We start from the raw sequence: 23,364 nt of genomic DNA, 5'->3' as shown, positions 1-23,364 counted from the left end.
TGGCCGGATTGGCTAATGCGTCATTGTGACAGGCGCTCCAAAATTGTGAATGAGAATTAATGTCATTTATGTTTGGGAGTTCGGACAGTGAACCAAGCACGGAATCGTGGGTCGGCCCCGGCGCTTGATCAACATGCCGCTTTCTTGCCGAGCTTGGGTCTTCGATCTTTCCTGTCTGTGCGCGACGAGTCAGCCCAAACGCAGACTCCGATGATCGTGCAGATCCGCGCTCAACGAGTTACGGAAGAACAACTTCGTCATCTGCTGGTACGCAATCCTGGCGATGCCGTCCGCTGGATTTCGACGGCGGCGAAAGCCGGGTTCCCAGGAGCACAAGTCGTTTGGGGGCAGCTACTCCTGGATGGCCGTAGCGTGGCCCGTGATCCTAGCGCTGCATTCGGCTGGTTCGAGAAAGCCGCCATCGCAGGCGACCTTGAAGCACGCAACATGGTCGGGCGCTGCTACGAGCAAGGTTGGGGCGTCGCGCAAGATTGGACGCGGGCGACCGAGAACTTCGAGATCGCCGCGCAGGCAGGCCATATATGGGGGCAGGTAAATCTCGCGCAGATGCTGATGCGTGCCGGCAATCCTGCGGACCGGCCACGCTGCTTCGCGCTGTTCAAGGCGGCTGCCGAAAGCGGTACGACCAAGCCGCACCTCAAGGCAATGAACTCGCTTGCCCGCTTTCTCGAGGAGGGCTGGGCAGGCACACCGAATCCGGCTAGCGCGGCCTCCTGGTACTTGAAGGCCGCGAACCTCGGCGATCACTGGGCGCAATACAACCTCGCCACGATCCTGTTTCGCCAAGGAGACCACGCAGCGGCCGACCAGTGCTTGCGCAGCGCCGTCGCCGCCAGTGACAACGGTTTTCGTCGCCGAATCGCGCCGCTGTTGCTGGCGCGACCGGAGCTGGCACTGCGACAGCGTGGCCTTGACGCCCTGGCGCGATGCGCGGAAGGCAAGGCCCCCGACGATCTCTACGCCTATGGTCTGGCCCTTGACGAAGGCATCGCCGGCACCTCCGACCGCGGCAAAGCCGCGGCGCTTTTCAAGGCAGCGGCAACCCAAGGGCATGCGCAGGCCGCCATGCGCATTCGGTCGAAAAGCAGGTTCGACGCAATACGCCGCCTTGCAGGCCAGGCACTCACGGTTGTGCGCCGCTTTTCCGGTTTCTCCGGGCCTGCCCCATTATCTACAGGAAAACACAGATGAGAGTCGAAACCTTGCGGCCGGTATTGTCCGGTGTTGGCGCAGTGGCAAGCCTTGCCAGCAGCGCGATTTTTGTCGCGCCCGACCAGGCCCGTGCCCAAGAGGCAGCACCTGCGTCAAAGCCGGATGATGCGACGATCCTGCTTCCGGCCGTCAAGGTTGAAGGCACGGCAGTGCCATCGACCAACGCCTTGGATTCTAGCACTGGCCTTGGCCGTCTTCCCGACTCGCTACAGAGCACCCCGCAGACGATCACCGTCATCCCGCAGGTGATGATCGAACAGCAGCACGCGACGACGGTCGATCAGGTCCTCAAGTATGTGCCTGGCGTCACCGTTTCCACCGGCGAGGGGGGCGGCGGCATCAATGGTGACCAGTTCCGTATCCGCGGCTTCGATGCCTCGGGCGACATCTACGTCGATGGCTTGCGCGATTTCGGCTCCTATGTGCGCGACAGCTTCGCCACCGAGAATGTCATGGTGCTCAAGGGACCATCGTCAACGAGCTTCGGCAACGGCACCACGGGCGGTGCAATCGAACTGCAAAGCAAGAAAGCCCATCTTGGCGATGCCAATTCGCTGGATGTGACCGCAGGCCAAGGGCCTTATGAGCGAGGCGTACTCGACGTCAATCACCAGATCAACGGCACGACCGCGGTTCGAGCGGTAGTGATGGGGCAGAGGCAGGACATCGTTGACCGCGATCACGTTTACTCCAACCGGGTCGGATTTCTCGGATCGATTGGCTTCGGTCTTGACACCAGCCAGCAGCTCACTCTGAATTATTTCCACCAGACGAGCAACGCCCGCCCTGACTTTGGCGTACCAATGGGCAGCATCGGTTCGTCCGTTGGCGAGCCTCTCACCGAATATAGCGTGCCGCGCTCCACCTATTACGGCCGTGAAAGCGATCACGACAGGATGAACGCCGATGTTATTTCGGCCCTATACAAAGGCGAGTTCGGCGACTGGTTGACTCTCACCAACGATACGCGCGTTGGCTACTACACGCGCGATCTCAAGTTCACACCGGCCTTCTGCATGGATTTTCCTGCTTACCTGGCGGCTGGTTACGGCGTTGCCCCAAGTACCTGCGCCAGCGATGTGGCGGCGGGGAATTTCAACACCGACTACACCCGCTGGCCGGTTGGCGGCGACAAGCTGACCAGCTATGGCGCAGAGAATGTCACCACCGCCGTCATGCGCTTTGACACGGCAGGCTTCCGCCACGAATTGATCGCGGGCGTCGATGTGTATTACCAGCACCAGAAAGCGAACTTCTATTTGCCGACCGGATCGGGCGCCACCGGCACCTTGCTGAATCCGATCTACCAGAACCCGCCAGGCTTCTCCCTCAATTTGGCTGCCAACGGCATCACGGCGCATAGCTGGGATGTCGGACCCTTTGTCAGTGACCGCGTGTGGCTGACGCCGGAGCTGTCCGTTCTGGGCGGTGTGCGTTGGGATCATTACGAAGTTGATGGGGCCAACGCGGGTGCGCCGATCGCAAGCACCACGAACTTCGCCAGCCCCAAGGCTTCGGTGATCTGGGAGCCTACATCTCATCAAACTTATTACATCAGTTATGCGCGTTCATTTACGCCGCCAGGCTCCAACATCACAACCCTTGGTTCCTCTTTGTCGCTCGCGGGAGGTGCAAACCTGTCCAGCATGAAGCCCGAAACTGCCACGACCTACGAAATTGGCGGCAAGTGGAGCTTTCTGGATGATCGCCTTGGCGCAACCGCCGCGCTTTTCCGGGTCAACAAGGGCAATACGTCCTACACCGATCCGACTTCGGGCATCCAAACCATGACGGACGACAAGGCTCGGGTGCAGGGCGTCGAACTGGGTCTGACCGGGAAAATCACTGCGCACTGGGACCTGCAGGCTGCCTACTCCTACCAGGACAGCAAAGTCACTTACTCGGCAATTAGCGCTTTTAACCCTCTGCCTGCTGTTGGCAACTGGGTGCCGTATGTTTCCAGGCAGAATGCCTCGCTCTGGACGACCTATGACGTGACAAGGCTGTTAGGGCTGCCTGGCCATTTCTTGATCGGCGGCGGCATCAATTATCGATCCGCGTATTACCTCAACGATGCGATGACGTTGCGCATTCCAGCTGCTGTCACGGCCGACGCAATGCTGTCCTACGACGTTGACCGTTATCACGTCGCGCTCAACGTGACGAACCTGACCAACAAGCTGGCTTATAGCGCTGCGTTCGCCAATGGCTACGCGACCCCGATCGCGGGACGCACGATCTCGCTTACTGCTGGCTTGATGTTCTGAGGCCAGTATGCTGATCGAGATTCCAGAAGTACTGACATCAGGTGAACTGGCCGAAGTCCGCGGCCTCATTCAGGCGGCGGACCTGGTCGACGGACGAGTGACAGCGGGTGAATTGGCGGCGCAGGCCAAGCACAACCGCCAGCTTCCACAAGACGCGCCGGCCGCGCGGCAGGCCGGCGAAATTATCCTCAAGGCGCTCGGCCGCAATGCATTGTTCAACAGCGCAGCGTTGCCGTTCCGTGTGCTACCGCCGCTGTTCAACCGCTATGACACGGGCATGAGATTCGATGCTCACGTCGATGGCGCCGTGCGTGCTGTGCCTGGCGCTGGCATCCGCATGCGCGCTGATGTGTCTTCGACGCTTTTCCTGACCGATCCGCAGGATTACGACGGCGGCGAGCTGGTCATCGAACATGCCTACGGCACCAATGCCGTCAAATTGGCGGCGGGTTCGATGGTCGTCTATCCAGCGGGCAGCTTGCACCGTGTTAATGAGGTCATGCGGGGCTCTCGCTGGGGCGCCTTCTTCTGGACACAGTCCATGATCAAGGACGATGGTCTGCGCACGCTGCTCTACGACCTTGACATGGCGATTATCGAGGTGCGCCAGCAACTCGGCCATGACACCCGCGGCACGCTCGCGCTGACCAGCGTCTATCACAACCTGCTCAGGCGTGGAGCGGAATTGTGAATCATCACGCTATCACCCGGCGGTGCATAACCGCGAGTGCACACGAAAACGCCTGCCGGAGACAAAATTGATGTCGCTACCGAGGCCGTCCGTGCAATCGCCGGTGCGCAGCAAGCGCGACGTCGTCTCGCGGGTCTGTGCCGCGATCTTTGGTGGCTACGTGGTTGCAACTGCGCTCAGTGTACTGCTGGCGCGCCTGTTACCCCTGTCCAAGGCCAGCGCGGTGACGGCCGCGATCATGGTGACTCCGGTACTGTACCTGGCCGCGATGCTGTGGGCGTTTGCGGCACGTTCGCCCTCGCGCGCGTGGGTAGGACAGGGCATCGTCACGCTCGTGGCCGGCTTACTAGCCGCGGGACTGATCGCATGGGGAGGCCGCTGATGAAAGGAAGCTTCCGACTTTCGATGCAATGGCTGCACACATGGGCCGGCGTGTGTGCGGGCTGGATCATCTTCCTGATCTTCTTCAACGGCACCGCCGCCTACTTCAAGCAGGAAATCAGCACTTGGATGAAACCCGAGATCGCGGCCGCCATTGATCCGGTGAAATCGGTCGATGGCGCCGTGGCATTTCTGCGCACGAAGGCGCCAGACGCTGGCGCATGGATCATCCACGTGCCGAACGAACGCAATCCGGTTGCCGAAGTCAGTTGGCGGCCACGACCAAAGCCCGGAGTCGCACCTGTCGAAGAAGATGATGACGACGATGACCGGATACCGCCCGATCGCCGCGCATCCATCGACGCCAACGGCCATCCCTTGGCGGCACGGGACACCGAAGGCGGGGACTACTTTTTCCAGTTCCACTTCGCCCTGCATTACCTGCCGGTGCTCGGACTGATCCTGGTGGTGCTCGCCAGCATCGCCTTGATGGTCGCGTTGACCACCGGCCTCATCACACACCGCCGCATCTTCGCCGAGTTCTTCACTTTCCGGCCACGCAGCGGTGCGCGCTCGTGGCGCGACGCGCACACCACATTCGCCGTTCTCGTGCTGCCATTTCATTTGATGATTACTTATACCGGCGTCGGCATCCTGGTGTTCTTCCTGATGCCGTGGGCTCTGTTCGCGCACTACCCGAATCCGCAGGGCTTCTACGCGGAACTGGTATCGCACCCGCGCGCGGAGGCACCAAGCGGCCATTCGGCGCCGCTGGTTCCACTCACTTTGGTGCTGCGGCAAGCGGAAATGATCTGGAACGGCGGCCACGCTGAAACCATCCGCATCAGCAATCCGGGCGACGACACCGCGACCATCCAGGTGGATCGACAGACGCACGATCTGGTGCCGGGCGCCGGCAACAGCCTGACCTTCAATGCGATCAGTGGCGCGCTGGTGCAAACCTCGCCGGCACCGAACGCGGCGGCGACTGCCGCTACTGCAGTGTTCGGTCTGCATCAGGCGCGCTTCGCACGTCCGGAATTGCGCTGGCTGCTGTTCCTGTGCGGCCTGGCCGGCACTGCGATGGTGGCGACGGGCCTACTTCTGTGGACCGCCAAGCGAAAGCGCAATCTCCTGAACCCGGAATACGGCAGCCGTGGATTCAAGCTGGTTGAAACACTGAATGTCGTGGTGATCGCCGGTTATCCCGCATCGACGGCGGCGTATTTTTGGGCGAATCGCCTTTTACCTCTGTCGATCCCCTCGCGGGCGAATGCCGAAGTTCTCTGCGCCTTCGCCTGCTGGGGTGCGCTGCTGGCGTGGTCGGTGCGGCGGCCGAAACGCCGTGCCTGGATCGAGGTGTTGGGCGCCACGGCCTTTCTTTTTCTGGCGCTGCCCTTCGTCAACGCTGAGACCGCCTCGCGCGGAACCCTCGCCAACTTGTTGCAGGGCGACGTGCTGTACCTCGCGTTCGACGGGGTTACGTTGGCGCTGGGCGTATTCTTCGCCGCGTGCGCGCTCTGGCTTCGCTTTCGCCGCGCCGAGAACGACCTGCCGCCGGCTTGGAGAGAACAACGGGACAGTATCGGCCTGAGCGTGTCGAGAGGCTCCAAGTGATGGGATTGTCATTTACCTTGGCGGTATTCGGCTTTGCCATGCTTGCATTGGCGATGCGTAGTCACCATCGAGAAATGTTAGGAGCGGACTGTTCTCGACGCCGGAGCGGACTTCTTCGCGTCGTTGCTACCGTGCTACTGGCCGCCTCCTATAACTGCCTCCGTGTCGTCTGGGGCGTCATTGAAGGCGCGATCGACTGGTTTTGCCTGGCGTCGATGGCGGCGCTCGTCATCGTCCTCTTTCTCAGCGTCTCTACTTCGCTGCGGGCATACCCGCGTCGGGGCGGCGGCCCTCAACACCCGGAGGCGACAGCGTACGCGCCCGGCAATACTCCAGGTTTGAGTGAAGATGCGCCGCGATGAGAGCCGTCGGTCCTGGGCGGTGAATTGACCACGCACCATCGACGCCATAGAAACCGACGACACCACGTACCCGGATGGCATCCAGGATTTCAGCCAAACGATCCAATCCATTTACCTGAATAACTAATCGGAACTCATGCAATGAACGAAACCGCTACGAAGAAACGTGCCAGCCTGCTCGAATCGGCGGTGCTCAAATTGTTCACGCGCAATGCGAACGTGCTGAGTATTGAGGATATCAGCAGAAATTTCCGTCTTATCACCCTCGGTGGCAATGCGCTGAAAAACGTGCAGTGGACGCCCGGCGATAAGCTTCAGATTCAACTGGGCGGCTGGGCGCAGCGCACTTACACGCCGATGGAATGGGACGCAGAAAATGGGCGCACGCGCATCCTCGCCTACATGCATGGCGATGCGCTTGGTGCGAACTGGGCGCGCGCGTTGCGCAAGGGTGAAGATTGCATCGTGTTCGGCCCGCGCAAGTCAATTGACCTGACCCGGCTCCGCTTTTCTGATGCGGTGCTGTTCGGCGACGAGACTTCGTTCGGTCTGGCTGCGGCGCGGGTCAATGTCACGCAATCGGAAAAAACGCATCTGTTCTTCGAGGTGTCTTCGCTGGCTGAATCGAAAGCGGTGCTGGCTCAGCTCGGCCTGGGCGAATCCATCGTCCATGAACGCGCCGGCAACGACGCGCAGCAGCTTGTGCTAAAAGAAAAGATGCGGGCCGTATTGCAGGCGAAGCCGGATGCACGTGTCGTGCTGTCTGGCAAGGCCAGTTCGATCCAGCACATGCGCCAACTGCTCAGACGATTGAACATTGGCTCGAACCGCTTCCAGACAAAAGCGCATTGGACACCCGGAAAAAAGGGGCTGGACTAACTCTTCCTCAACCCGTCGCGGTGCCGCAGCAATCGATCAGCTCAGCTCCTGATCGGAAAACACGATGCCCGGTACGGAGGCAGATTCCCGGTCGGTCACTCGTTCAGAGAGGTATCGTGCAGGCGGCTTGCCTACGGCCTTGCGGAACATGGTGACGAAACCGCTGGCATTTTCGTAGCCCAGTTCCAATGCCACCGTTTGCACGCTTTCTCCTTTGGTCAAGCGTTGTAGCGCGAGGATGACATGGAGTTGCCGGCGCCACTGTCCGAAGCTCATGCCGATTTCGTGCAGAAGGAGCCGACTCATGCTCCGCTCGCTCATGCCGATGCGGATAGCCCAATCGCCCTTCGACGTTTTGTCGGTCGGGTCGGCCAACAGCATTTCCGCAAGCCTACGCAGCCGAGGGTCGCGCGGCATCGGCAAGTGTAAGTCTTCCACGGGAGCGGCCACTAACTCATCCAGCAAGGTGGCGATCAGACGGTCTTCGCGGCCGCCGCGTGGGTACAACTCCGGGAATCCCGCTGCGGTCAGAAGCAGCTCGCGCAACAGTGGGGATACAGCGATCGTGCAGCAGGTCTCCGGAAGATTCGGTGCGGCATCAGGCTCCACGAACAGGCAATAACACTCCGTCTCGCCGGAGCCGCGCGCCGAGTGTGGCAAGTCTCCGGGTATCCATACGGCGCATTGCGGCGGCACGATCCAGACGCCGTCTTCAATCTCGCAGTTGAGGATGCCGCGCACGGAGTAGAGCAATTGCGCCTTGCGATGCTGATGCCGCGCATGTTCCCAATCCCTGGATACCGATGCGGCACTCAGGGCGAAAACGGGACGAGGGACGCTACCGACATCCTTGTTCTCGGTCAGATCGATGATGGCAGTGCTCGACATAGCAGGTCGGTTTGAGCCTCGAACCGAAGACGAGGCATGCTGGCCTAAATGAATAATATTATGGCCAACTTGTGCAATGACGTCCAGCCCGCCCGTCAGTATTATGCGACTAACCACGCTGGTCGCTCTGCCCATCAGGAGTGTCTCCCGATACAGAGGAACCCATTTCCTAACGCGGCTGGGCTACTGGCGATTCTCGCTATGTATCGAAGGAGTATTGGTATGTTGATTGACGCCGCGCGGTTCCCCTTGGTCTGGATGCGAATGAACGCACCCAGCAACAACCCCGATGCTTCGCCGTTTTCCGAATTCGAGGCATTACTTGCACGCAAGGAGCCTTTCGTTCTGTTCAATGACGAGGGACTTGATACGGGCGAACATGCACATTCGCCGGAGGAAATGAAGCAAACCTCGCTTTGGATGAAACGCCATAAAGGCGAACTGCGGACTTTCGTCAAGGCAATGGTCTGCATTGAGTCGAGCGCTGCCAAAAGGCTGGCGGCCAAGGCATTCGCCGTGGTGTACGAGAAGTTTTGGGGCTATCCCATACTCATGGCGGCCAACAAGGAGGACGCGCTTACCTTGGCGCAGGAGTTATTGTCGGCGCAGAAGGCGGGTGCACCGATACTTTAGGCACAGCTGACTCCCATGATTTTTAGCGATGGGAGTTAGCTGCGTTGAGATGATAACAATGGAACTACGCCACCTCCGTTGTTTCATGGCTGTTGCGACGTCACCCCGGTATTGAGTAGCGCGAGGATTTAGAGTCCAATCACGTAGTCAGGAGATTGGGCATGAAGAAGCGGTTCAGCGAAGAACAGATCATTGGGTTTCTGCGCGAGGCAGATGCCGGCTTGCCGATCAAGGAGCTTTGCCGGCAGCACGGCTTCTCGGAGGCAAGCTACTACCTGTGGCGAAGCAAGTTTGGCGGCATGAACGTGTCCGACGCCAAGCGGCTCAAGGAGGTTGAGGCGGAGAACACGCGCCTGAAGAAGTTGCTGGCCGAGTCGATGCTGGAAATCGAGGTCACACGCGAGGCGTTACGAAAAAAGTGGTGAGCGCACCGTCACGCCGAGACTTGGTGCGCCATATGACCCACAGCGGCTTGAGCGAACGACATGCGCTGCGGGTGATCGGCATGAGTGCGAGCTCGTATCGTTATGCGGCTGCGGCGGATAAGAATCAGGCTCTGCGGGAGCAGATTGTGGCGCTGGCTCAGCGGCATCGCCGATACGGCTCTGGCATGATTTATCTGAAGCTTCGTCAGTCGGGCCTAGTCGTCAATCACAAGCGCGTGGAGCGGCTGTACGCCCAGGAGAACCTGCAAGTACGTCGTCGCAAGCGCAAGAAGGTGCCGGTGTCTGAGCGTCAGCCGTTGGGCAGACCGTCAGCGGCGAATCAGATGTGGTCGATGGATTTCGTGTTCGATCGTACCGCCGAGGGCCGTGTCATCAAGAATTTGACGGTCGTAGACGATGCGACGCATGAAGCCGTTGCGATTGTTCCGGAGCGAGCCATTGGTGGGCACGTTCTCACGAGAATCCTCGACCGACTGGCGGTGCTGCGCGGCTTACCAAAAGGGATACGGACAGACAACGGGAAAGAGTTCTGCGGTAAAGCGATGCTGACGTGGGCGCATCGGCGTGGCGTGAGGCTGTTTCTTATCGAGCCTGGCAAGCCAAACCAGAACGCTTACATCGAGTCGTTCAATGGCCGATTCCGCGACGAATGCCTCAATGAAAACTGGTTCACGAGTCTTGCCCATGCACGCGTTCTGATCGAAACATGGCGCAGGGAATATAACGAAGAGCGGCCGAAGAAATCACTGGGCGGTCTGACGCCAATGGCTTACGCTCAGCAACTGACGACAAACGCCATCATATTAACCCCGGATTCTGAAGCCCAGTGCTACTGAAAACGGGGTGACGTCGCTAACGGGCGCCATAGAAGCGTCAAACGTACTGGTGGACGGCGCGTGAGAACGCCAGCGCGCAAGCGATGGCTGAACTCGCCCAGCAGTCGCAGGAGTTGAGAATGGGATATGAACGAGACATTCTCCCTTCACGGTCGTCTACGACGCATGCGTTCTTTATCCCGCGCTCCGGCGCCTTTCTTTATCTATTAAACCCTCCCAAGTTATAGCCAATTTAGGGGGTTCTACACAAACCATATAGAACTGGATAAATTCCCTAGAATGGATCCACGACGCAATCCTTTCGCCCCTGGCGCCGGCAGTCGGCCGCCCGAATTGGCAGGTCGCGAGCAAATTCTCGAGACCGTTGCCGTCGCCCTCGACCGCATCCGTGGCGGACGTCACGCGCAGAGCCTGATTTTGCTCGGCCTGCGAGGGGTGGGCAAGACGGTGCTGCTCAACGCCATGCGACGGGCCGCCGAAGGGGAGGGCTCGATGCGTGCCGATCAAGGCGCCTGAAGGCCAGTCAATGCCAATGCCGGCCATGCTCGTTCCCGCGCTTCGAACCGCGCTGCTGAAGCTCGACCACGGGCAAGCGCAGCTGATCACGGCGCTTCACCGTGCCCGCCAAAACGACCGCCCCATCACGCTGGTAGCAGCGGGTCTTCCGCAACTGGCGGGGCAACTGGGCTTGGTGAAGGGCCCTTCGCCTCTACCGCCATCGCCGACCATATCGGCCGCAAGCCATCCAGTTTCGGTCCGGTGCGTGCATCGTTAATTGCCAAGGGCATGATCTATACGCCGGGATATGGTGAAACCGCGTTTACCGTGCCTATGTTCGGCGCCTTCATGCGGCGGCCGATGCCGGAAGACGGCGCTGCGACTGCGTCGGGTGCCTAGCTAAACGACGCGTACCGCTAGGCAGGCCAGTCACGATCACCGACGAATGCACGTCGCGGGACATCCCATCTTAAAACTGGTGAAGAATACCGGCGATGCCGCTGACGATATTCTTCCCAGCCGCGACGGTAATGCCAGGTCCCGCCGCGTCAGCGGTACTGAACGACGCATTGCTGTGATTGCGCACTTCCGAGATACCGACATAGACACCGGTCCGCTTCGACAAGCGATAGTCATACCGCACGGCATAGGATGTCGAGTCGCCCTGGCTATTCCCTTTGAGTAAATACTGGCCGAAACTCACAAGTACGCTGCCACCGATAACGTTTCGAATCAGCGCATTCACTTCATAGAAGTCATGGTTCGGCGATGCATATGCACTCGATAGCGCCGCGCCCACGCCGCTAGCATTCCGATGAAGTTGATAAAGAATAGCCGGTTTGACGAAGCCGAAATCATATGAACCGCCAAACACATAGTACTTTCCAGTACTAACCGACGATATCGGCGAAATCGTCGTGGCATTCGTGAATCGCTGTTGCAGATAGTCGGCATCGGCGGAGAAGCTGCCCATCTTGAAATTGACGCCTGCGGAAAGCGTGTCGCCGAGCGAGGCAGGCACGCCGGCACTACCATTGGCACCTCGCGCATATAAAGCGCGTAGCGTGAAGCCGGCGACCGGCGATGAAACATAGCGAATGGAATTGGCGGTGCGCGCCATCGGAACGAAAACGTAATTGTTGGCGGCGTTACCCCAAGCAAGTGCGTTTAGCTCGCCGAGCGAATACGCCAGATAGGTGGTGAAGACGGGCGTGTAGTTATTGCCCAACTGAACCTGGCCGAAGGGCCCCTTGATGCCGACCCACGCCTCCCGGTTGAAGAGTGCGCCATTTCCCGCAATGGCACCGGTGTTGACGTTGAAACCATCTTCCAACTTGAAGACGGCAGCATAGCCGCCGCCCAACTCCTCCTTGCCGATCAGTCCCCAGCGCGAAGGCGCGACGGCGCTGGAATCTTCACGAACGGTGGTCTTGCCGCCGGTGCTCCCGTACTGAATAGCCGCGTCGATGATCCCGTATAGCGTGACGGAACTCTGGGCCCTGGATGTCGACGGAATCGCGAAAGCCAAGGCCGCGGCCAACGCCGAGGCGAGGGTGATCCCCAATGCCGGAAACGATGCGTTTCTTCGGGTCATGCTTGTCTCCTATTGGCCAGTCAATGGCCTGTTTTTATTTCGCGACGATCTATCGTTTTAGTTTCAAGCGATGGTCCGCGACGTACCGCGTGCTTCTGTGGCAACGCGATTACGAGCGGATTCTCCGAGCTGGAGTTTTATTCGTCAATTCGATTGCCTGGATAGCGGCAATTCGACAAACGAATAGCAATAGAGGGGAAACCAGAGGAAGGGACGGCGTATCGGGCGCCAAGCCAGGGCGCACGGCCCTATCCGTTGCGTGGATTCGAATTATCCATTCGCCGATGTGGACGGATGGACCGTCGCTCCCTAGGATTTGTCACACGTTGCGCCACGGTGGGATAGGGGACTCGCCTGTCACCGCGAAAGTGATCACCGTATGAGGCCTGCTGGACGAGACGCGCCGACGATAAAAATACCTGGAGACAAAGTTTATGAGACAGCCGCCTGTTGCGCCCGTGGATGTTCTATCCGAGACGGCCGAATCCCGCGAGCGTGTCGCAACGAAGCGATTGCTGGTCGCCGCCTCGTTGGGCACGGCGATCGAGCACTACGATTTCTTTTGCTATGCCTTTGTGGCGCCTGTCGTGTTCGGTGTCGCCTTTTTCCCGCGAATGGATTCCCTCGTGGGCTCGCTCGCCGTTTATACGACCTTTGCCATCGGCTTTATCGCGCGACCCTTTGGCGGAATGGTCTTCGGACATTTCGGCGACCGTGTCGGTCGGAAATTCGTGTTGCTGCTGACCTTGCTGTTGATGGGGGGCGCAAGCTTCCTGATCGGCTGTTTGCCGACGTATGCCAGTGCCGGGCTCTGGGCGCCGGGCTTGCTGGTACTGTTGCGCTTTCTTCAGGGCTTCGCCTTCGGCGGGGAATACATGAACGCCGTGACGCTGATGTTGGAGGGCGCGCCAAGCGATCGCCGAGGCTTGTTCGCGTCGGCGATCAACGCGTCCGGGCCGGCCGGCATTATCGCGGCGTCGGGTTTGATCGCGATGTTGAGCGGTGCGTTCGGTAATCAAGCATTTCAAGAATGGGGCTGGCGCTTACCGTTTCTGTTGAGCATCGTCATGGTCGTGATCGGCACCTATGTTCGCTCCCAGGTGGACGAGTCCATGCTGTTTCGCCAGCTTCAGGCGAGCAAGAAAATCGCTCGGATCCCGCTGCTCGACGTACTCCGCTCGTGGAAGATCGCAACCGTGCGCGCCGTGCTGATCAATATGGTCCATAGCGCGTTCCAGTATCTCTGCACGGTATTCGTCTTGGGCTATGCGGTGCGAGAACTCGGCATGTCGGCCGCAGGCGTTACGACCGGCGCGACGCTGGCCAATATCGCCGAATTCATTGCGGTACCGCTTCTCGCGATGACAAGCGATAAGTGGGGACGTCGGCCCTTGATTCTGGTGGGAATCGTGCTCGCTGCCTTGTGGTTTCCGATGTTCTTGCGGATCGTCGAGACGCGCAATATCACGCTACTGATATTCGGCATGGTAGTGTCGATCGGCCTCGTGCATGCGTTGATGTTCGCGCCGGAAGCCGCTTTCACCGCCGAACAGTTTCCTACCGAAGTGCGTAGCAGTGGGGGCTCACTCGGCAAGCAACTCGGCATCGTGTTCGGTGGCGGCTGCGCGCCTCTGGTCGCGACCGCATTGATGGGGCACGGAGGCAGCCTGTCGGCCGTCGTCTGGTATTTCGAGGCGATCGCGGTGTGCGCGTTTTTCGGCATACTACTGGCGCCCGAATCCGCGCGTCGGATGCTGTAGACGCAGCGGATCCTATGTTCGGCTTACCCATCAAGGCGGCCCGAACAGATCCGATACGATCTTGCGCAGCCAGATATGCGCAGGATCATGATGGAAACGGCGATGCCAGAACTGATGCAGGTCGATGATCGGCGAGTCCATCGGTGTCGGCAGCGAGCGAATTTTGCCGTACTGCCGCATGACGTCGGCGAGGTCGCGGGGCACGGTCGCGATCAGGTCGGTCGACGAGATACTGGGCAGCAGCGCCATGAAGTGCGATACCTCGAGCTTCACCTTGCGTTGAATCCCTTCGGCCAGTAGAAACTGCTCGAACAGGTGCGCGCGGCCGTCGGGGCGCACGATCACATGATCGGCCGCTAGAAATTCCGCCATCGTCAGCGAGGACCCGATCGTCGGATGTTCGTCGCGCAAGACGATCACATATTTATTCCGAAACAGCCTTTGCTGAAAGAAGTTGGCCTTCTGCAAATCGGGGTAATAGCCGAGCGCCAGATCTGCCATGCCGGACTCGAGCGCTTCCGTTGTCGCGTTACGCGGCATCGACATCGACTTCAGGCAAACCCCGGGCGCATCCTTCACGAGCCGCGCATAAAGCTTGGGAATCAGGTTGATTTCGCCAATGTCAGGCGTCAACACGGTGAACGAGCGCGCGGTCGTCGCGGGGTCGAAATCACCGCGCGGCAGGATTTCCTCTTTGACGGCGGTCAGTATCCGGCGCACCGGCTCGATCAAGGCCTTCGCGCGTGGCGTCGGTCGCATCTCCGAACCCACTTTCACGAATAAGGGATCGCCGAGCAGCTTGCGCAATCGGGCCAGTGCGGCGCTCGTCGCCGGTTGGCTTAGTCCGATTGCCTCGGCGGTGCGAGTGACGCTGCCATGTTCGGCCATCGTTTCGAACACGACCAACAGATTGAGATCAACGCTGCGCAAGTCCATTTCCGTGTTCGCTCTCTGAGGTCGTCGTATCCAACAGGTGAATACTGTCTATCCGTGCTATTGCATTGATGGATGTCGAGGATACTTCGATACTGGGGGCCATGCAAGTAGACACCTCCCTCCGCTCTCTCGGTATCGACGTCCATGCGCACGTCGTTCCCTCGACGTTTCCCGCGTGGCTCGGCGCCGGCGCGAGACCTGCCGCCTGGCCGTCCACGGTGCCCGCGCACGCTTGCCATTGCCACGTGATGATCGATCGCAAGGTGTATCGGACGGTCTCTCAGAAATGTTGGAACGTCGCGGAGCGCTTGGCCGATCTTGGGGACATGGGCCTGCGTCTTCAAGCGCTGTCGCCGATGCCTGAACTGTTGTCCTACTGGATGTCGGCATCGCAAGCGACGCCGCTGATCCGCTATCTGAACGAAGAGATTGCCAGGATGGTCAGCGAGTCCGGTGGCCGCTTGGTGGGGCTCGGTGCGGTGCCGTTGCAGGACATCGATGCCGCAATCGACGAGCTGCGCTACGTGATGCATTCGCTGTCTTTTGCGGGCGTGGAGATCGGTAGCAATGTGAATGGCGTGCCGATCGGCGACCGACGTTTCGATCCTTTCTTCGAAGCATGCGAAGCGATGGGCGCAGCGGTCTTCGTTCATGCGCTGAAGCCGACGGGCATGGATCGACTCGTGGGGCCGGCACCGTTGCAGCAGGTGCTCGCCTATCCGACCGATGTGGGCTTGGCCGCCGCATCGTGTCTCACTAGCAATCTGATCGTTCGATTTCCTGATCTACGCATGGCATTCAGCCATGGCGGCGGCACGCTCGCATCGCTGCTGCCGCGTCTGCAGCAGGGCTGGCAGACGTTTCCGGCATTGAAGACATCGGTCGATCCGTCACCGGCCGAGCAGGCGCGCAAGCTGTATTACGACACACTTGTTTTCGACGCGCAGACGTTGCGTCACTTGGTGGATCGCTTTGGCGCGTCGCAACTGCTAGTCGGGACCGACTATCCGTTCAACTTTCACGACCGTACGCCGATCGCGCGTATCGCCGCCGCCGGCCTAGACACGGCGGACGCGCACGCGCTGGCTTATCACAATGCCGAGCGCTTCCTCGGCCTGGAGACTTCACGATGAGTTCCCCTTGGATTTCGGCGCTCCGCAGCGTCGCCTTGATCGTTCCCGATGTCGACGCATCCACCCGCTTTTATATCGATACATGGCATCTCACGGTCGCTGACCGAAGCGAGACCGCAGTCTATCTGCGCGCGACCGGCGATGCACATCATGTGCTGTCACTGCATCGGGGCGATCGTGTCGCGCTGCGCGACGTTACCTTCACGGCCCGCAACGCCGACGCGCTTGACGCGATCGCGCAAGCGGCCGTGGCAGCCGGCGGTCGCATTCTGACATCGCCGGGTATCGTCGATGAGCCGGGCGGGGGACAAGGCGTCACGCTGGGCGACCCGATGGGGCGCGTGTTCCGCGTGGTGCATGGCGATCAGCGCCACCGCGATGCTTCGCCGAAGGCAGATTGTCCGAGTCGTCTCGCACACGTGGTGCTCAACAGTCATGACGTGGCGGCCACGCAGCGCTTCCTCGAACAGGCACTGGCTTTCCGCCTGTCGGACCGTACGCGGATCATGGCCTTCATGAATTGCAATAACGACCACCACAGCGTGGCGATCGGCGACACCGACAATGACGCACTGAACCATATCGCTTTCCTGATGCCGGATCTCGAATCGGTGATGCGAGGGGGTGGCCGTATGCGCGATGCCGGCTATGTGATCGAGTGGGGCCCTGGACGACATGGCCCGGGCAACAACGCGTTCAACTATTTCGTCGGACCCGATGGCGTCGTAATCGAGTACACCGCCGAGGTGCAGCAGATCGATGACAGCTATCTGGCCGGTGGTCCCGAAGACTGGAAATGGCCGCCTGGCCGAATCGACCAGTGGGGCATTTCCGTTGTTCCAGGCGCAAGCCTGAAAGACGCACAACGCGCCGTCCACTTCCAACCGGAGAGTTCCCAATGAAGTTTGCCACCTATATTCGCCAAGGCGCGGCCCGCTTGGCGGTCGTCGACGGCGATGCGCTGATCGACCTGTCCGATGCATCCCCAGACGCGCCGTCGGATCTGCGACAAGCGTTGCTGGCAGGTATCGATCTGCATGCTCTCGCCGGGGCAGTGCTGCGCTCCGATGCGCCGCGTCTGTCGCTCGCAAAGGCCGAATTCGCGCCTCTGCTTCCCGAGCCCGGCAAGATCGTCTGTCTTGGGCTCAACTACTATGATCACGCAAAGGAGAGCGGTCGCGAGAAGCCGGACTATCCGTGGTTTTTCTATCGGGGCGCAAGCTCGCTTCTGGCGCATGGCAAGGAAGCGCTGCGCCCCAAGGTGTCGGAGCGATTCGACTACGAGGCCGAGTTGGCCGTCGTGATCGGCACACGGGGCAAGCATGTATCGCAGGACGCGGCACTTGATCTCGTGTTCGGCTATACCTGTTTCAACGATATGTCGGTCCGTGATTATCAAAAGCGCACCCCGCAGTGGACGATCGGCAAGAACTTCGACGCGACGGGCGGCTTCGGTCCGGTGCTGGTAACCGCCGATACCTTGCCGGCCGGTGCGAGCGGATTGCCGATTCAGTGTCGCGTGAACGGTCGGATCATGCAGGACGCCAACACGGAAGACATGATCTGGAGCGTTGCCGAGACGATCTCGCTGTTGACCGAATGTCTGACTTTGGAGCCGGGCGATGTGATCGTGATGGGTACACCGGCCGGGGTCGGTCAGAGCCGTACCCCGCCGGCCTGGATGAAAGCCGGCGATCGTGTCGAAGTCGAAATCGGTGACATCGGCGTGCTGGTCAATACGATCGTCGATGAGGTCTGAAATGGAGGCGTCGCTGCAACAGGCGCGGTATGACGTCGCCATCGTCGGCTTCGGGCCGTCGGGGGCCGTCGCCGCGGGATTGTTGGCACAACACGGGCTCACCGTCTGGGTGGGCGATCAAGCGCATGGCATCTACGATAAGCCGCGCGCGATCGCGCTCGATCACGAGATCCTGCGCGTGTTCCAGCAACTCGGTGTGATCGATGAGGTGATGCCGCACGTCGAGCCTTTCACGCCGTCGGAGTATTACGGGGTCGACGGTCAACTGATCAAGCGCCTTGCCATGGTCGCGCCGCCTTATCCGCTCGGTTATACCCCCTCGAACGTCTTCACACAGCCGGCGATCGAGGCGGTATTGCGCCGTCATGTCCACGGCATGCCGAACGTGTGCGTGATGCTTGGCGTCGAAGTGGTGAATGTCGCGCAGCAGGCGTCGCATGCGACGCTGCGTATCAAGCATTCCGACGGCCGCGAAAGCGATGTCGAGGCGCGCTATGTCATCGGCTGCGACGGGGCGCGCAGTGCCGTTCGTGAAGGTGCGGGGATTCAGCTCGAAGATCTCGATTTCGACGAGCCCTGGCTTGTCGTCGACGTCGTCGTCAACGAGAAAGGACTGGCAAAGCTGCCAACCACGAGCGTCCAGTACTGCGATCCGAATCGTCCCTGCACCTTCGTGATCGGGCCAGGAAATCACCGACGTTGGGAAATCTCCTTGCATGAGGACGAGGATCCGCTGGAGGCGGCCACGCCTGCGCGCACGTGGGAACTGCTGTCGCGCTGGATCGGACCCGAGGACGGGGCGCTATGGCGGCAGGCGAGCTATCGTTTCCACGCACTGGTGGCCGATCGCTGGCGCGACGGTCGCATTTTTATCGCAGGCGATGCCGCGCATCAGCAGCCCCCTTTCCTCGGTCAAGGTATGTGCCAGGGACTGCGCGATGTGGCGAACCTGAGCTGGAAACTGGCGTCTGTCTTGAACGCTGCGGTGGTGGGGCCGGCGGCCGAGCGCTTGCTCGACAGCTATGGCGAGGAACGCAAGGCACACGTTCGAGAGCTGACGACACGCATCAAGCAGATCGGCTCGGTCATTTGCGAGCGTGATCCGATACGCGCGCGGGCGCGTGACGCGCAGTTGCTGGCCGAGCAGGCAGGGCAGATCAAGGATCAACCGCGCCAAGCGGTGCTGCCTGCTCTGGATCGCGGCCTGCTCTCGGACCACGCGGGCAGTGCCCGAGGCACCCTTTTTCCACAGCCGTGGGTCTGCCGTGAAGGCGATGCACCCATGCGGTTCGACGACGCATATGGCGCGGGTTGGCGATTACTGTCGACAGGGGGTGTCGATGCACCCGTGGTCGACGGCGTAACGCGCGTGCAGCTCGGTCGGGACGTGCAGGAGGTGGACGGTGTTCTGGCTCGCTGGATGGCGACGCATGCGTGCTGCGCCGCACTTGTGAGGCCGGATCATTACGTCTTCGGCACGGCTGCCTCGCCTGCTGACGTCGGGGCCTTACTCGCGGAGTGGCATGGCCGTTTGCAATAAGACGCCATTCTTCGAAAGCCCGCCGCCACCTCCGGCCCCTCAAGCAATCGAGCGCAGCACGCCGCCGTCCACGCGCAATGCCGCGCCGGTTGTTGCCGAGGAGAAATTCGAGCACGTATAGACGACCATGTTCGCAACCTCTTCGGTGGTGGCAAAGCGCTTGATCAGCGTCGTGGGGCGTGCGCTATTCAAGAATTGTTGTTCCGCCTCCGCCGCGCTGATCCCTTGCTCCTGCGCCGCCGACGTCATCCAATTCGACAGGATCTCGGAATTCGTCGGGCCAGGCAGAATGGCATTGACAGTCACGCCACTCCCCGCGACCCATTCCGCGAGCCCTCGGGAGACGGCGAGGAGGGCGGTTTTCGTAACGCCGTAGTCGATCATTTCCTTGGGGATGTTCAAGGCGGATTCGCTACTGATAAACACGACGCGTCCCCAGCCGCGCTGCATCATCTTCGGCAGATAGTGACGCGCGGTCCGCACACCGCTCATCACGTTGAGTTGGAACAGATCGAGCCATTCCTGGTCATCTTGCTCGAAGAAATTATTCAAATGCGCGGTGCCTGCGTTATTGACGAGGATATCCGCATCCGGCACCTTGTCGACCAAGGTCGCGCACCCTTCGCGGGTTGCCACATCGGCGACGACCCCGGTGATTTCCGTCTGCGGGAACTGCGTGCGCAGGGCGCGCAGTGCCTCGTCCACGCGTGCCTGCGTTCGACCATTGATCACAACCGACGCGCCCGCGCGCGCCAAGCCTTCGGCAATCGCACGACCGATGCCGGCCGTTGAACCGGTCACGATCGCTTTACGGCCTGTCATGTCGATCTGCATGAATATCACCCTTGATGGAATTAGACTGCGTCTCGCGGCGCTTTGGCCGCGTGTCACGTCGTCAGCGCGTCTGGATAGCAGGGCGCGCCTAGCGGTACGGTTTGATATCAGGCTTTCGCCCGTGCGACTTCTGCTTCTGCGGCCAGGCCGAGCCGCTCGACCCAATCCTGGTGATAGCGGTACAGCGCGCCGGGATATTGGTGACCGATGACGTCGAGGAAGAAGTCGCCTTGTTGGGTTTCCTCGGTCAACACATGGCAGCCTTCCGGCGTGGGGGTAATCACCCAGCCGTGATAGGCGGTCGAGCCGGTTTCATCGCCATCCACGGTTGTCGACCACGCAAGTCGCCGCCCGGGAATGCACTCGGTGATAACGAGATGCATCGGGAAGCCGACAGTGACACGGCTATATCGTGTGCCGAGCTTCAACTCCGATTCGCCGGACAAGATCTTGACCTGATCTTCGGGAGGGAAATACGTCGACCAATTTTCCGCGTCGACCAGTAATTTCCATACGACATCCGCGGGGGCTTTTACGTCGATATCGTTTAGTGCGTAGATAGGCGAGGTTTTCGGATGAAACGCTTCGGGCCAGATGACTTTGTCGATCATTTTTCAAACTCCATTGGTTGAGGGAAGCGGGAGCCGCTAGCGTCAGCGTCGGCCCCGTTCGTATTCGATGGCGACGTCGGCCAAGTCTCGGAGCAGCTTCTCGTGAGCCAGCCAGAATGCATCGGGCGCATGCTTTGCCAGCGCGATCCAATGCGGTCCCTGCATCGTTTCTTCCGTCCAGAGATGGCAACCGTCGGCCGTCGGTGTGATGATCCAGGCGTGATAAGCCTGCGAGTCTTGGGCAATCTTCGGATAGCCGCCCCAGGCGATGCGCTGCATCGGCTCGAATTCCTGCACCGAGGCAAAAACATCTTGGCCGGCGAGATTTGTCTCGAAGCGCGTACCCAGGCGTAGTGATTGATGGCCGTCCAGCAGGTCGACATGTTGGACGCCGGGATAGTAGCGCGGCCAGGTTTTCGGATCGGTGAGCAAGGCCCAAATCGTTTCCGGTGCCACGGGGACCGCCAATTCATTCGTGAAGTGAATCGGGCTGCGGCTTGGTTGCAGATGCTCGGGCCAGTGGATGGTTTCGTACATGGCTTTTCTATTGGTATGGACTACGTAATAAAAATGATCGATCTACGTTTTGTAGAAGGTGTCGACGGATTGGCGCGACGAGACGAAACCACTCCACTCGACGCGCGCCGCTCCAGCGGCGTGCTATTCCGCTTTGTCAGGTTTCACGAGATCCTGAAAAATAAGCTTCGCCCAGTTCCGGCCGCGCGCCTGAACCAGCGTGCCACCTTCAGCGAGTGTGCCGAGATCGATCGGGGCAAAGCCGAGTTGCGCGACCCAGTCCGATACCTGCGTCACGGCGCGTTCGTCGTCGCTTGCCAGAAACACGACGCGACGGCCGCCCGGCAGGTGCGGGTCCGCCGCGAGGACCGCTGCGGGGAGGTGATTGAATGCCTTTACCAGTGTGCCCCCAGGGAATGCCTTGGCGATGACGGTTGAGGACGGAAGACCGTCCAGTTCTTCCACGGGCACGCCGTACGCGTTCGTGGCATCGACGATCGTCCGGCCCTGCCAATTGGCACGCGCCTTGGCGACGGTGCGGTGCTCCCAAAACGGCACGGCCAGGATGACGGTATCGGCCTCGATCGCCTCTTCCAGCGTCACGGGTTTTACCGAGGGGCCGATCTCCCGCGCCAGCGGCAGTAATTCCGAGACAGGGCGCCGGCCGGCTACCGCGACGTCTCTATGGTTGCGTGCGAAAGCCCAGGCCAGAGCCTGGCCAACTTGTCCGAATCCGATAATGGCGTGGCGCATGACGTATCTCCTACAGAACGTGGGCATGGAGAAAATAGTAATTGATGCCAGAGGCGGTGATAATCCTGCTATGTGAGATGATATTCATTCCAAATCGAGATAAATCGCGGGCGATGTTCTCGATCACAATGCGGACGGCGGAATCCGGATTGCAAGGGCGCTTCTCGCGCGCGTATGGCCGAAACACGGCAAGCTCGCGCTTACGACGCGTGTGCGGATGCCGCAAAAAAGCAAGGTTCGACGGAGAGGGCAATGGATCGGTTTCATGAATTGGATAGCTTCATCGCCGTGGTGGAGACCGGGGGCTTTTCCGCGGCGGCACGCAAGCTCGGGGAATCGCAATCCGCCATCAGCAAGGCGGTCAATGCACTCGAAAAGCGGCTCGGCGTGGCGCTGCTGCATCGGAGCACGCGCAAGGTGACCCTGACGGACCAAGGGCAGAAGTACTACGAGCGCACCAAGCCCCTGATCGATGAAATCCAGGCGGCGGACGGCGAACTGATCAGCAGCCGTCTGGATGCCGCCGGCTTGATCCGGATCGCCGCGCCATCGACGTTCGGTCGGCTGCATGTCCTGCCTTTGATCCCCGATCTGTTGTCGGCCCATCCCGGCTTGCGCGTAGATTTGCTGCTCTCCGACGCACTGCGCGATATGGTCGACGATCGCATCGATCTGGCCATCCGGGTCAGTCCGATCGACGACCCGGATTCGGTGGTGCGGCGTGTCGCCGCCACTGGGCTTGTCTGCGTGGGCGCCCGCGGGTATTTCGCCCGTCGCGGCGTGCCACAGGTCCCGGCCGACCTCGCGCATCACAACTGTCTGATTTATGGAGACATGACCGAGTGGGCGTTCGTCGGGCCCGAGGGACGTTACACCATCCCGGTGCGCGGCAATCTGTCATCGAACAGTGTCGAAACGATTTTGAGCGGGGTCCGGGACGGCGTCGGTATCGGCATGTTTCATCGCGCATCGTTGGTCGGGGAATATCGGTCTCCGGATCTGATGACGGTGCTCGGCCCGTTCATGAATGAACCGCGAGACGTCAGCTTGATCTGGCCGAAACGACGCTTCGTGCCGACGCGCGTACGTCTGGCAAGCGATTTTCTGGCGGCGGCCCTTGCCGAGCAACTTTAGGCCCGCGCTGTACCTTTCATTTTCCTGATGATTTGTGCCGTTTTCGGCGCAAAAAGCGTGGAA

Annotated in this window: 22 protein-coding genes and 1 pseudogene; 16 read left to right on the top strand and 7 right to left on the bottom strand. The window is 60.3% G+C overall.

What is annotated here, in order from left to right; all coding sequences use genetic code 11:
• Positions 1 to 210 precede the first annotated feature (210 nt).
• The 6 genes from ABEG21_RS09525 (at position 211) to ABEG21_RS09500 (ending at position 7,430) form a co-directional block, all read left to right on the top strand.
• Positions 211 to 1,212 (top strand): tetratricopeptide repeat protein, encoded by a 1,002-nt coding sequence (locus tag ABEG21_RS09525; protein WP_347554409.1) that lies wholly within the window; start codon positions 211 to 213, stop codon positions 1,210 to 1,212.
• Entirely contained in the window at positions 1,209 to 3,500 is a 2,292-nt protein-coding gene (locus tag ABEG21_RS09520; protein WP_347554407.1) for a TonB-dependent siderophore receptor, read from the top strand. Before ABEG21_RS09525 ends, ABEG21_RS09520 begins: the two co-directional genes overlap by 4 nt.
• A gap of 7 nt (positions 3,501 to 3,507) precedes the next feature.
• On the top strand, positions 3,508 to 4,191 hold the full coding sequence (locus ABEG21_RS09515; protein ID WP_110856255.1) for a Fe2+-dependent dioxygenase: 684 nt from the start codon (positions 3,508 to 3,510) through the stop codon (positions 4,189 to 4,191).
• A gap of 70 nt (positions 4,192 to 4,261) precedes the next feature.
• Positions 4,262 to 4,573, top strand: a complete 312-nt coding sequence (locus tag ABEG21_RS09510) for a DUF3649 domain-containing protein (RefSeq protein WP_347554405.1) — start codon at positions 4,262 to 4,264, stop codon at positions 4,571 to 4,573.
• Positions 4,465 to 6,189, top strand: coding sequence for a PepSY-associated TM helix domain-containing protein (locus ABEG21_RS09505; RefSeq protein WP_347554404.1), 1,725 nt, complete (start codon positions 4,465 to 4,467; stop codon positions 6,187 to 6,189). Before ABEG21_RS09510 ends, ABEG21_RS09505 begins: the two co-directional genes overlap by 109 nt.
• Before the next feature lie 503 nt (positions 6,190 to 6,692).
• The gene (locus ABEG21_RS09500) at positions 6,693 to 7,430 is read left to right on the top strand and encodes a siderophore-interacting protein (protein WP_347554403.1); all 738 of its coding nucleotides are present in this window, start codon (positions 6,693 to 6,695) and stop codon (positions 7,428 to 7,430) included.
• Positions 7,431 to 7,466: 36 nt separating this feature from the next.
• Here the strand turns inward: ABEG21_RS09500 and ABEG21_RS09495 are convergent, their stop codons facing one another.
• Positions 7,467 to 8,318, bottom strand: coding sequence for a helix-turn-helix transcriptional regulator (locus ABEG21_RS09495; protein ID WP_347554402.1), 852 nt, complete (start codon positions 8,316 to 8,318; stop codon positions 7,467 to 7,469).
• A 222-nt stretch (positions 8,319 to 8,540) separates the two neighbouring features.
• On the opposite strand from ABEG21_RS09495, the gene ABEG21_RS09490 reads away from it, so the two are divergent.
• From ABEG21_RS09490 to ABEG21_RS09475, 4 genes and pseudogenes are all read left to right on the top strand, one after another.
• Complete coding sequence (locus ABEG21_RS09490; RefSeq protein WP_347554401.1) at positions 8,541 to 8,951, top strand: hypothetical protein; 411 nt, start codon at positions 8,541 to 8,543, stop codon at positions 8,949 to 8,951.
• Between the two features lie 161 nt (positions 8,952 to 9,112).
• A protein-coding gene (locus tag ABEG21_RS09485; protein ID WP_347554400.1) for an IS3 family transposase occupies positions 9,113 to 10,233 on the top strand; the annotation gives its coding sequence in 2 pieces (ribosomal slippage) (positions 9,113 to 9,368 and positions 9,368 to 10,233; 1,122 coding nt in all).
• Between the two features lie 56 nt (positions 10,234 to 10,289).
• Positions 10,290 to 10,364, top strand: a pseudogene (locus ABEG21_RS09480) (DNA-binding protein); the annotation flags it as partial.
• 148 nt (positions 10,365 to 10,512) lie between these two features.
• Complete coding sequence (locus ABEG21_RS09475) at positions 10,513 to 10,749, top strand: ATP-binding protein (RefSeq protein WP_347554399.1); 237 nt, start codon at positions 10,513 to 10,515, stop codon at positions 10,747 to 10,749.
• 451 nt (positions 10,750 to 11,200) lie between these two features.
• Here ABEG21_RS09475 and ABEG21_RS09470 read toward each other — a convergent pair whose 3' ends face one another.
• Positions 11,201 to 12,325, bottom strand: coding sequence for a porin (locus tag ABEG21_RS09470; RefSeq protein ID WP_347554398.1), 1,125 nt, complete (start codon positions 12,323 to 12,325; stop codon positions 11,201 to 11,203).
• 434 nt (positions 12,326 to 12,759) lie between these two features.
• Between ABEG21_RS09470 and ABEG21_RS09465 the strand changes: the two genes are divergently transcribed.
• Positions 12,760 to 14,085: an MFS transporter gene (locus tag ABEG21_RS09465; RefSeq protein ID WP_347554397.1), complete on the top strand. Its 1,326-nt coding sequence runs from the start codon at positions 12,760 to 12,762 to the stop codon at positions 14,083 to 14,085.
• A 30-nt stretch (positions 14,086 to 14,115) separates the two neighbouring features.
• On the opposite strand, the gene ABEG21_RS09460 is transcribed toward ABEG21_RS09465, so the two are convergent.
• The gene (locus tag ABEG21_RS09460) at positions 14,116 to 15,021 is read right to left on the bottom strand and encodes a LysR family transcriptional regulator (RefSeq protein WP_347554396.1); all 906 of its coding nucleotides are present in this window, start codon (positions 15,019 to 15,021) and stop codon (positions 14,116 to 14,118) included.
• 101 nt (positions 15,022 to 15,122) lie between these two features.
• Here ABEG21_RS09460 and ABEG21_RS09455 point away from each other — a divergent pair, with 101 nt between their 5' ends.
• The 4 genes from ABEG21_RS09455 to ABEG21_RS09440 are packed head-to-tail and all read left to right on the top strand — an operon-like array spanning position 15,123 to position 19,453.
• Entirely contained in the window at positions 15,123 to 16,154 is a 1,032-nt protein-coding gene (locus tag ABEG21_RS09455) for an amidohydrolase family protein (protein ID WP_347554395.1), read from the top strand.
• Complete coding sequence (locus ABEG21_RS09450; protein WP_347554394.1) at positions 16,151 to 17,056, top strand: VOC family protein; 906 nt, start codon at positions 16,151 to 16,153, stop codon at positions 17,054 to 17,056. The genes ABEG21_RS09455 and ABEG21_RS09450 overlap by 4 nt, the downstream gene beginning before the upstream one ends.
• Positions 17,053 to 17,913 carry a fumarylacetoacetate hydrolase family protein gene (locus ABEG21_RS09445; RefSeq protein ID WP_347554393.1) on the top strand — a complete coding sequence of 287 codons (861 nt, stop codon included), beginning with the start codon at positions 17,053 to 17,055 and terminating at the stop codon, positions 17,911 to 17,913. The genes ABEG21_RS09450 and ABEG21_RS09445 overlap by 4 nt, the downstream gene beginning before the upstream one ends.
• A complete protein-coding gene (locus ABEG21_RS09440; RefSeq protein ID WP_347554392.1) occupies positions 17,903 to 19,453 on the top strand; it encodes a bifunctional 3-(3-hydroxy-phenyl)propionate/3-hydroxycinnamic acid hydroxylase in 1,551 nt (516 codons plus the stop codon). Before ABEG21_RS09445 ends, ABEG21_RS09440 begins: the two co-directional genes overlap by 11 nt.
• A gap of 39 nt (positions 19,454 to 19,492) precedes the next feature.
• Here the strand turns inward: ABEG21_RS09440 and ABEG21_RS09435 are convergent, their stop codons facing one another.
• The 4 genes from ABEG21_RS09435 to ABEG21_RS09420 all read right to left on the bottom strand — a co-directional run bounded on the left by ABEG21_RS09435 (position 19,493) and on the right by ABEG21_RS09420 (position 22,167).
• Positions 19,493 to 20,287, bottom strand: a complete 795-nt coding sequence (locus ABEG21_RS09435; protein WP_347554391.1) for an SDR family oxidoreductase — start codon at positions 20,285 to 20,287, stop codon at positions 19,493 to 19,495.
• Positions 20,288 to 20,394: 107 nt separating this feature from the next.
• The gene (locus ABEG21_RS09430; RefSeq protein WP_347554390.1) at positions 20,395 to 20,898 is read right to left on the bottom strand and encodes an SRPBCC domain-containing protein; all 504 of its coding nucleotides are present in this window, start codon (positions 20,896 to 20,898) and stop codon (positions 20,395 to 20,397) included.
• 42 nt (positions 20,899 to 20,940) lie between these two features.
• Complete coding sequence (locus ABEG21_RS09425) at positions 20,941 to 21,435, bottom strand: SRPBCC domain-containing protein (RefSeq protein ID WP_347554389.1); 495 nt, start codon at positions 21,433 to 21,435, stop codon at positions 20,941 to 20,943.
• 123 nt (positions 21,436 to 21,558) lie between these two features.
• On the bottom strand, positions 21,559 to 22,167 hold the full coding sequence (locus tag ABEG21_RS09420; RefSeq protein WP_347554388.1) for an NAD(P)-binding domain-containing protein: 609 nt from the start codon (positions 22,165 to 22,167) through the stop codon (positions 21,559 to 21,561).
• Between the two features lie 252 nt (positions 22,168 to 22,419).
• On the opposite strand from ABEG21_RS09420, the gene ABEG21_RS09415 reads away from it, so the two are divergent.
• Positions 22,420 to 23,301, top strand: coding sequence for a LysR family transcriptional regulator (locus ABEG21_RS09415; RefSeq protein ID WP_347554387.1), 882 nt, complete (start codon positions 22,420 to 22,422; stop codon positions 23,299 to 23,301).
• Positions 23,302 to 23,364 lie beyond the last annotated feature (63 nt).

The sequence above is a fragment of the Robbsia sp. KACC 23696 genome, assembly GCF_039852015.1.
Taxonomy (GTDB): Bacteria; Pseudomonadota; Gammaproteobacteria; order Burkholderiales; family Burkholderiaceae; genus Robbsia.
This window is presented reverse-complemented; position numbering and strand designations above follow the sequence as displayed.

Excerpts from the sequence above, each read along its gene's own strand:
- ABEG21_RS09475 (WP_347554399.1), top strand. The coding sequence starts at position 10,513 with ATGGATCCACGACGCAATCCTTTCGCCCCTGGCGCCGGCAGTCGGCCG.
- ABEG21_RS09510 (WP_347554405.1), top strand. The coding sequence starts at position 4,262 with ATGTCGCTACCGAGGCCGTCCGTGCAATCGCCGGTGCGCAGCAAGCGC.
- ABEG21_RS09445 (WP_347554393.1), top strand. The coding sequence starts at position 17,053 with ATGAAGTTTGCCACCTATATTCGCCAAGGCGCGGCCCGCTTGGCGGTC.
- ABEG21_RS09495 (WP_347554402.1), bottom strand. The coding sequence starts at position 8,318 with ATGTCGAGCACTGCCATCATCGATCTGACCGAGAACAAGGATGTCGGT.
- ABEG21_RS09490 (WP_347554401.1), top strand. The coding sequence starts at position 8,541 with ATGTTGATTGACGCCGCGCGGTTCCCCTTGGTCTGGATGCGAATGAAC.
- ABEG21_RS09430 (WP_347554390.1), bottom strand. The coding sequence starts at position 20,898 with ATGATCGACAAAGTCATCTGGCCCGAAGCGTTTCATCCGAAAACCTCG.
- ABEG21_RS09465 (WP_347554397.1), top strand. The coding sequence starts at position 12,760 with ATGAGACAGCCGCCTGTTGCGCCCGTGGATGTTCTATCCGAGACGGCC.
- ABEG21_RS09440 (WP_347554392.1), top strand. The coding sequence starts at position 17,903 with ATGAGGTCTGAAATGGAGGCGTCGCTGCAACAGGCGCGGTATGACGTC.
- ABEG21_RS09450 (WP_347554394.1), top strand. The coding sequence starts at position 16,151 with ATGAGTTCCCCTTGGATTTCGGCGCTCCGCAGCGTCGCCTTGATCGTT.
- ABEG21_RS09420 (WP_347554388.1), bottom strand. The coding sequence starts at position 22,167 with ATGCGCCACGCCATTATCGGATTCGGACAAGTTGGCCAGGCTCTGGCC.
- ABEG21_RS09470 (WP_347554398.1), bottom strand. The coding sequence starts at position 12,325 with ATGACCCGAAGAAACGCATCGTTTCCGGCATTGGGGATCACCCTCGCC.
- ABEG21_RS09425 (WP_347554389.1), bottom strand. The coding sequence starts at position 21,435 with ATGTACGAAACCATCCACTGGCCCGAGCATCTGCAACCAAGCCGCAGC.
- ABEG21_RS09460 (WP_347554396.1), bottom strand. The coding sequence starts at position 15,021 with ATGGACTTGCGCAGCGTTGATCTCAATCTGTTGGTCGTGTTCGAAACG.
- ABEG21_RS09515 (WP_110856255.1), top strand. The coding sequence starts at position 3,508 with ATGCTGATCGAGATTCCAGAAGTACTGACATCAGGTGAACTGGCCGAA.
- ABEG21_RS09520 (WP_347554407.1), top strand. The coding sequence starts at position 1,209 with ATGAGAGTCGAAACCTTGCGGCCGGTATTGTCCGGTGTTGGCGCAGTG.
- ABEG21_RS09525 (WP_347554409.1), top strand. The coding sequence starts at position 211 with ATGATCGTGCAGATCCGCGCTCAACGAGTTACGGAAGAACAACTTCGT.
- ABEG21_RS09500 (WP_347554403.1), top strand. The coding sequence starts at position 6,693 with ATGAACGAAACCGCTACGAAGAAACGTGCCAGCCTGCTCGAATCGGCG.
- ABEG21_RS09435 (WP_347554391.1), bottom strand. The coding sequence starts at position 20,287 with ATGCAGATCGACATGACAGGCCGTAAAGCGATCGTGACCGGTTCAACG.
- ABEG21_RS09415 (WP_347554387.1), top strand. The coding sequence starts at position 22,420 with ATGGATCGGTTTCATGAATTGGATAGCTTCATCGCCGTGGTGGAGACC.
- ABEG21_RS09455 (WP_347554395.1), top strand. The coding sequence starts at position 15,123 with ATGCAAGTAGACACCTCCCTCCGCTCTCTCGGTATCGACGTCCATGCG.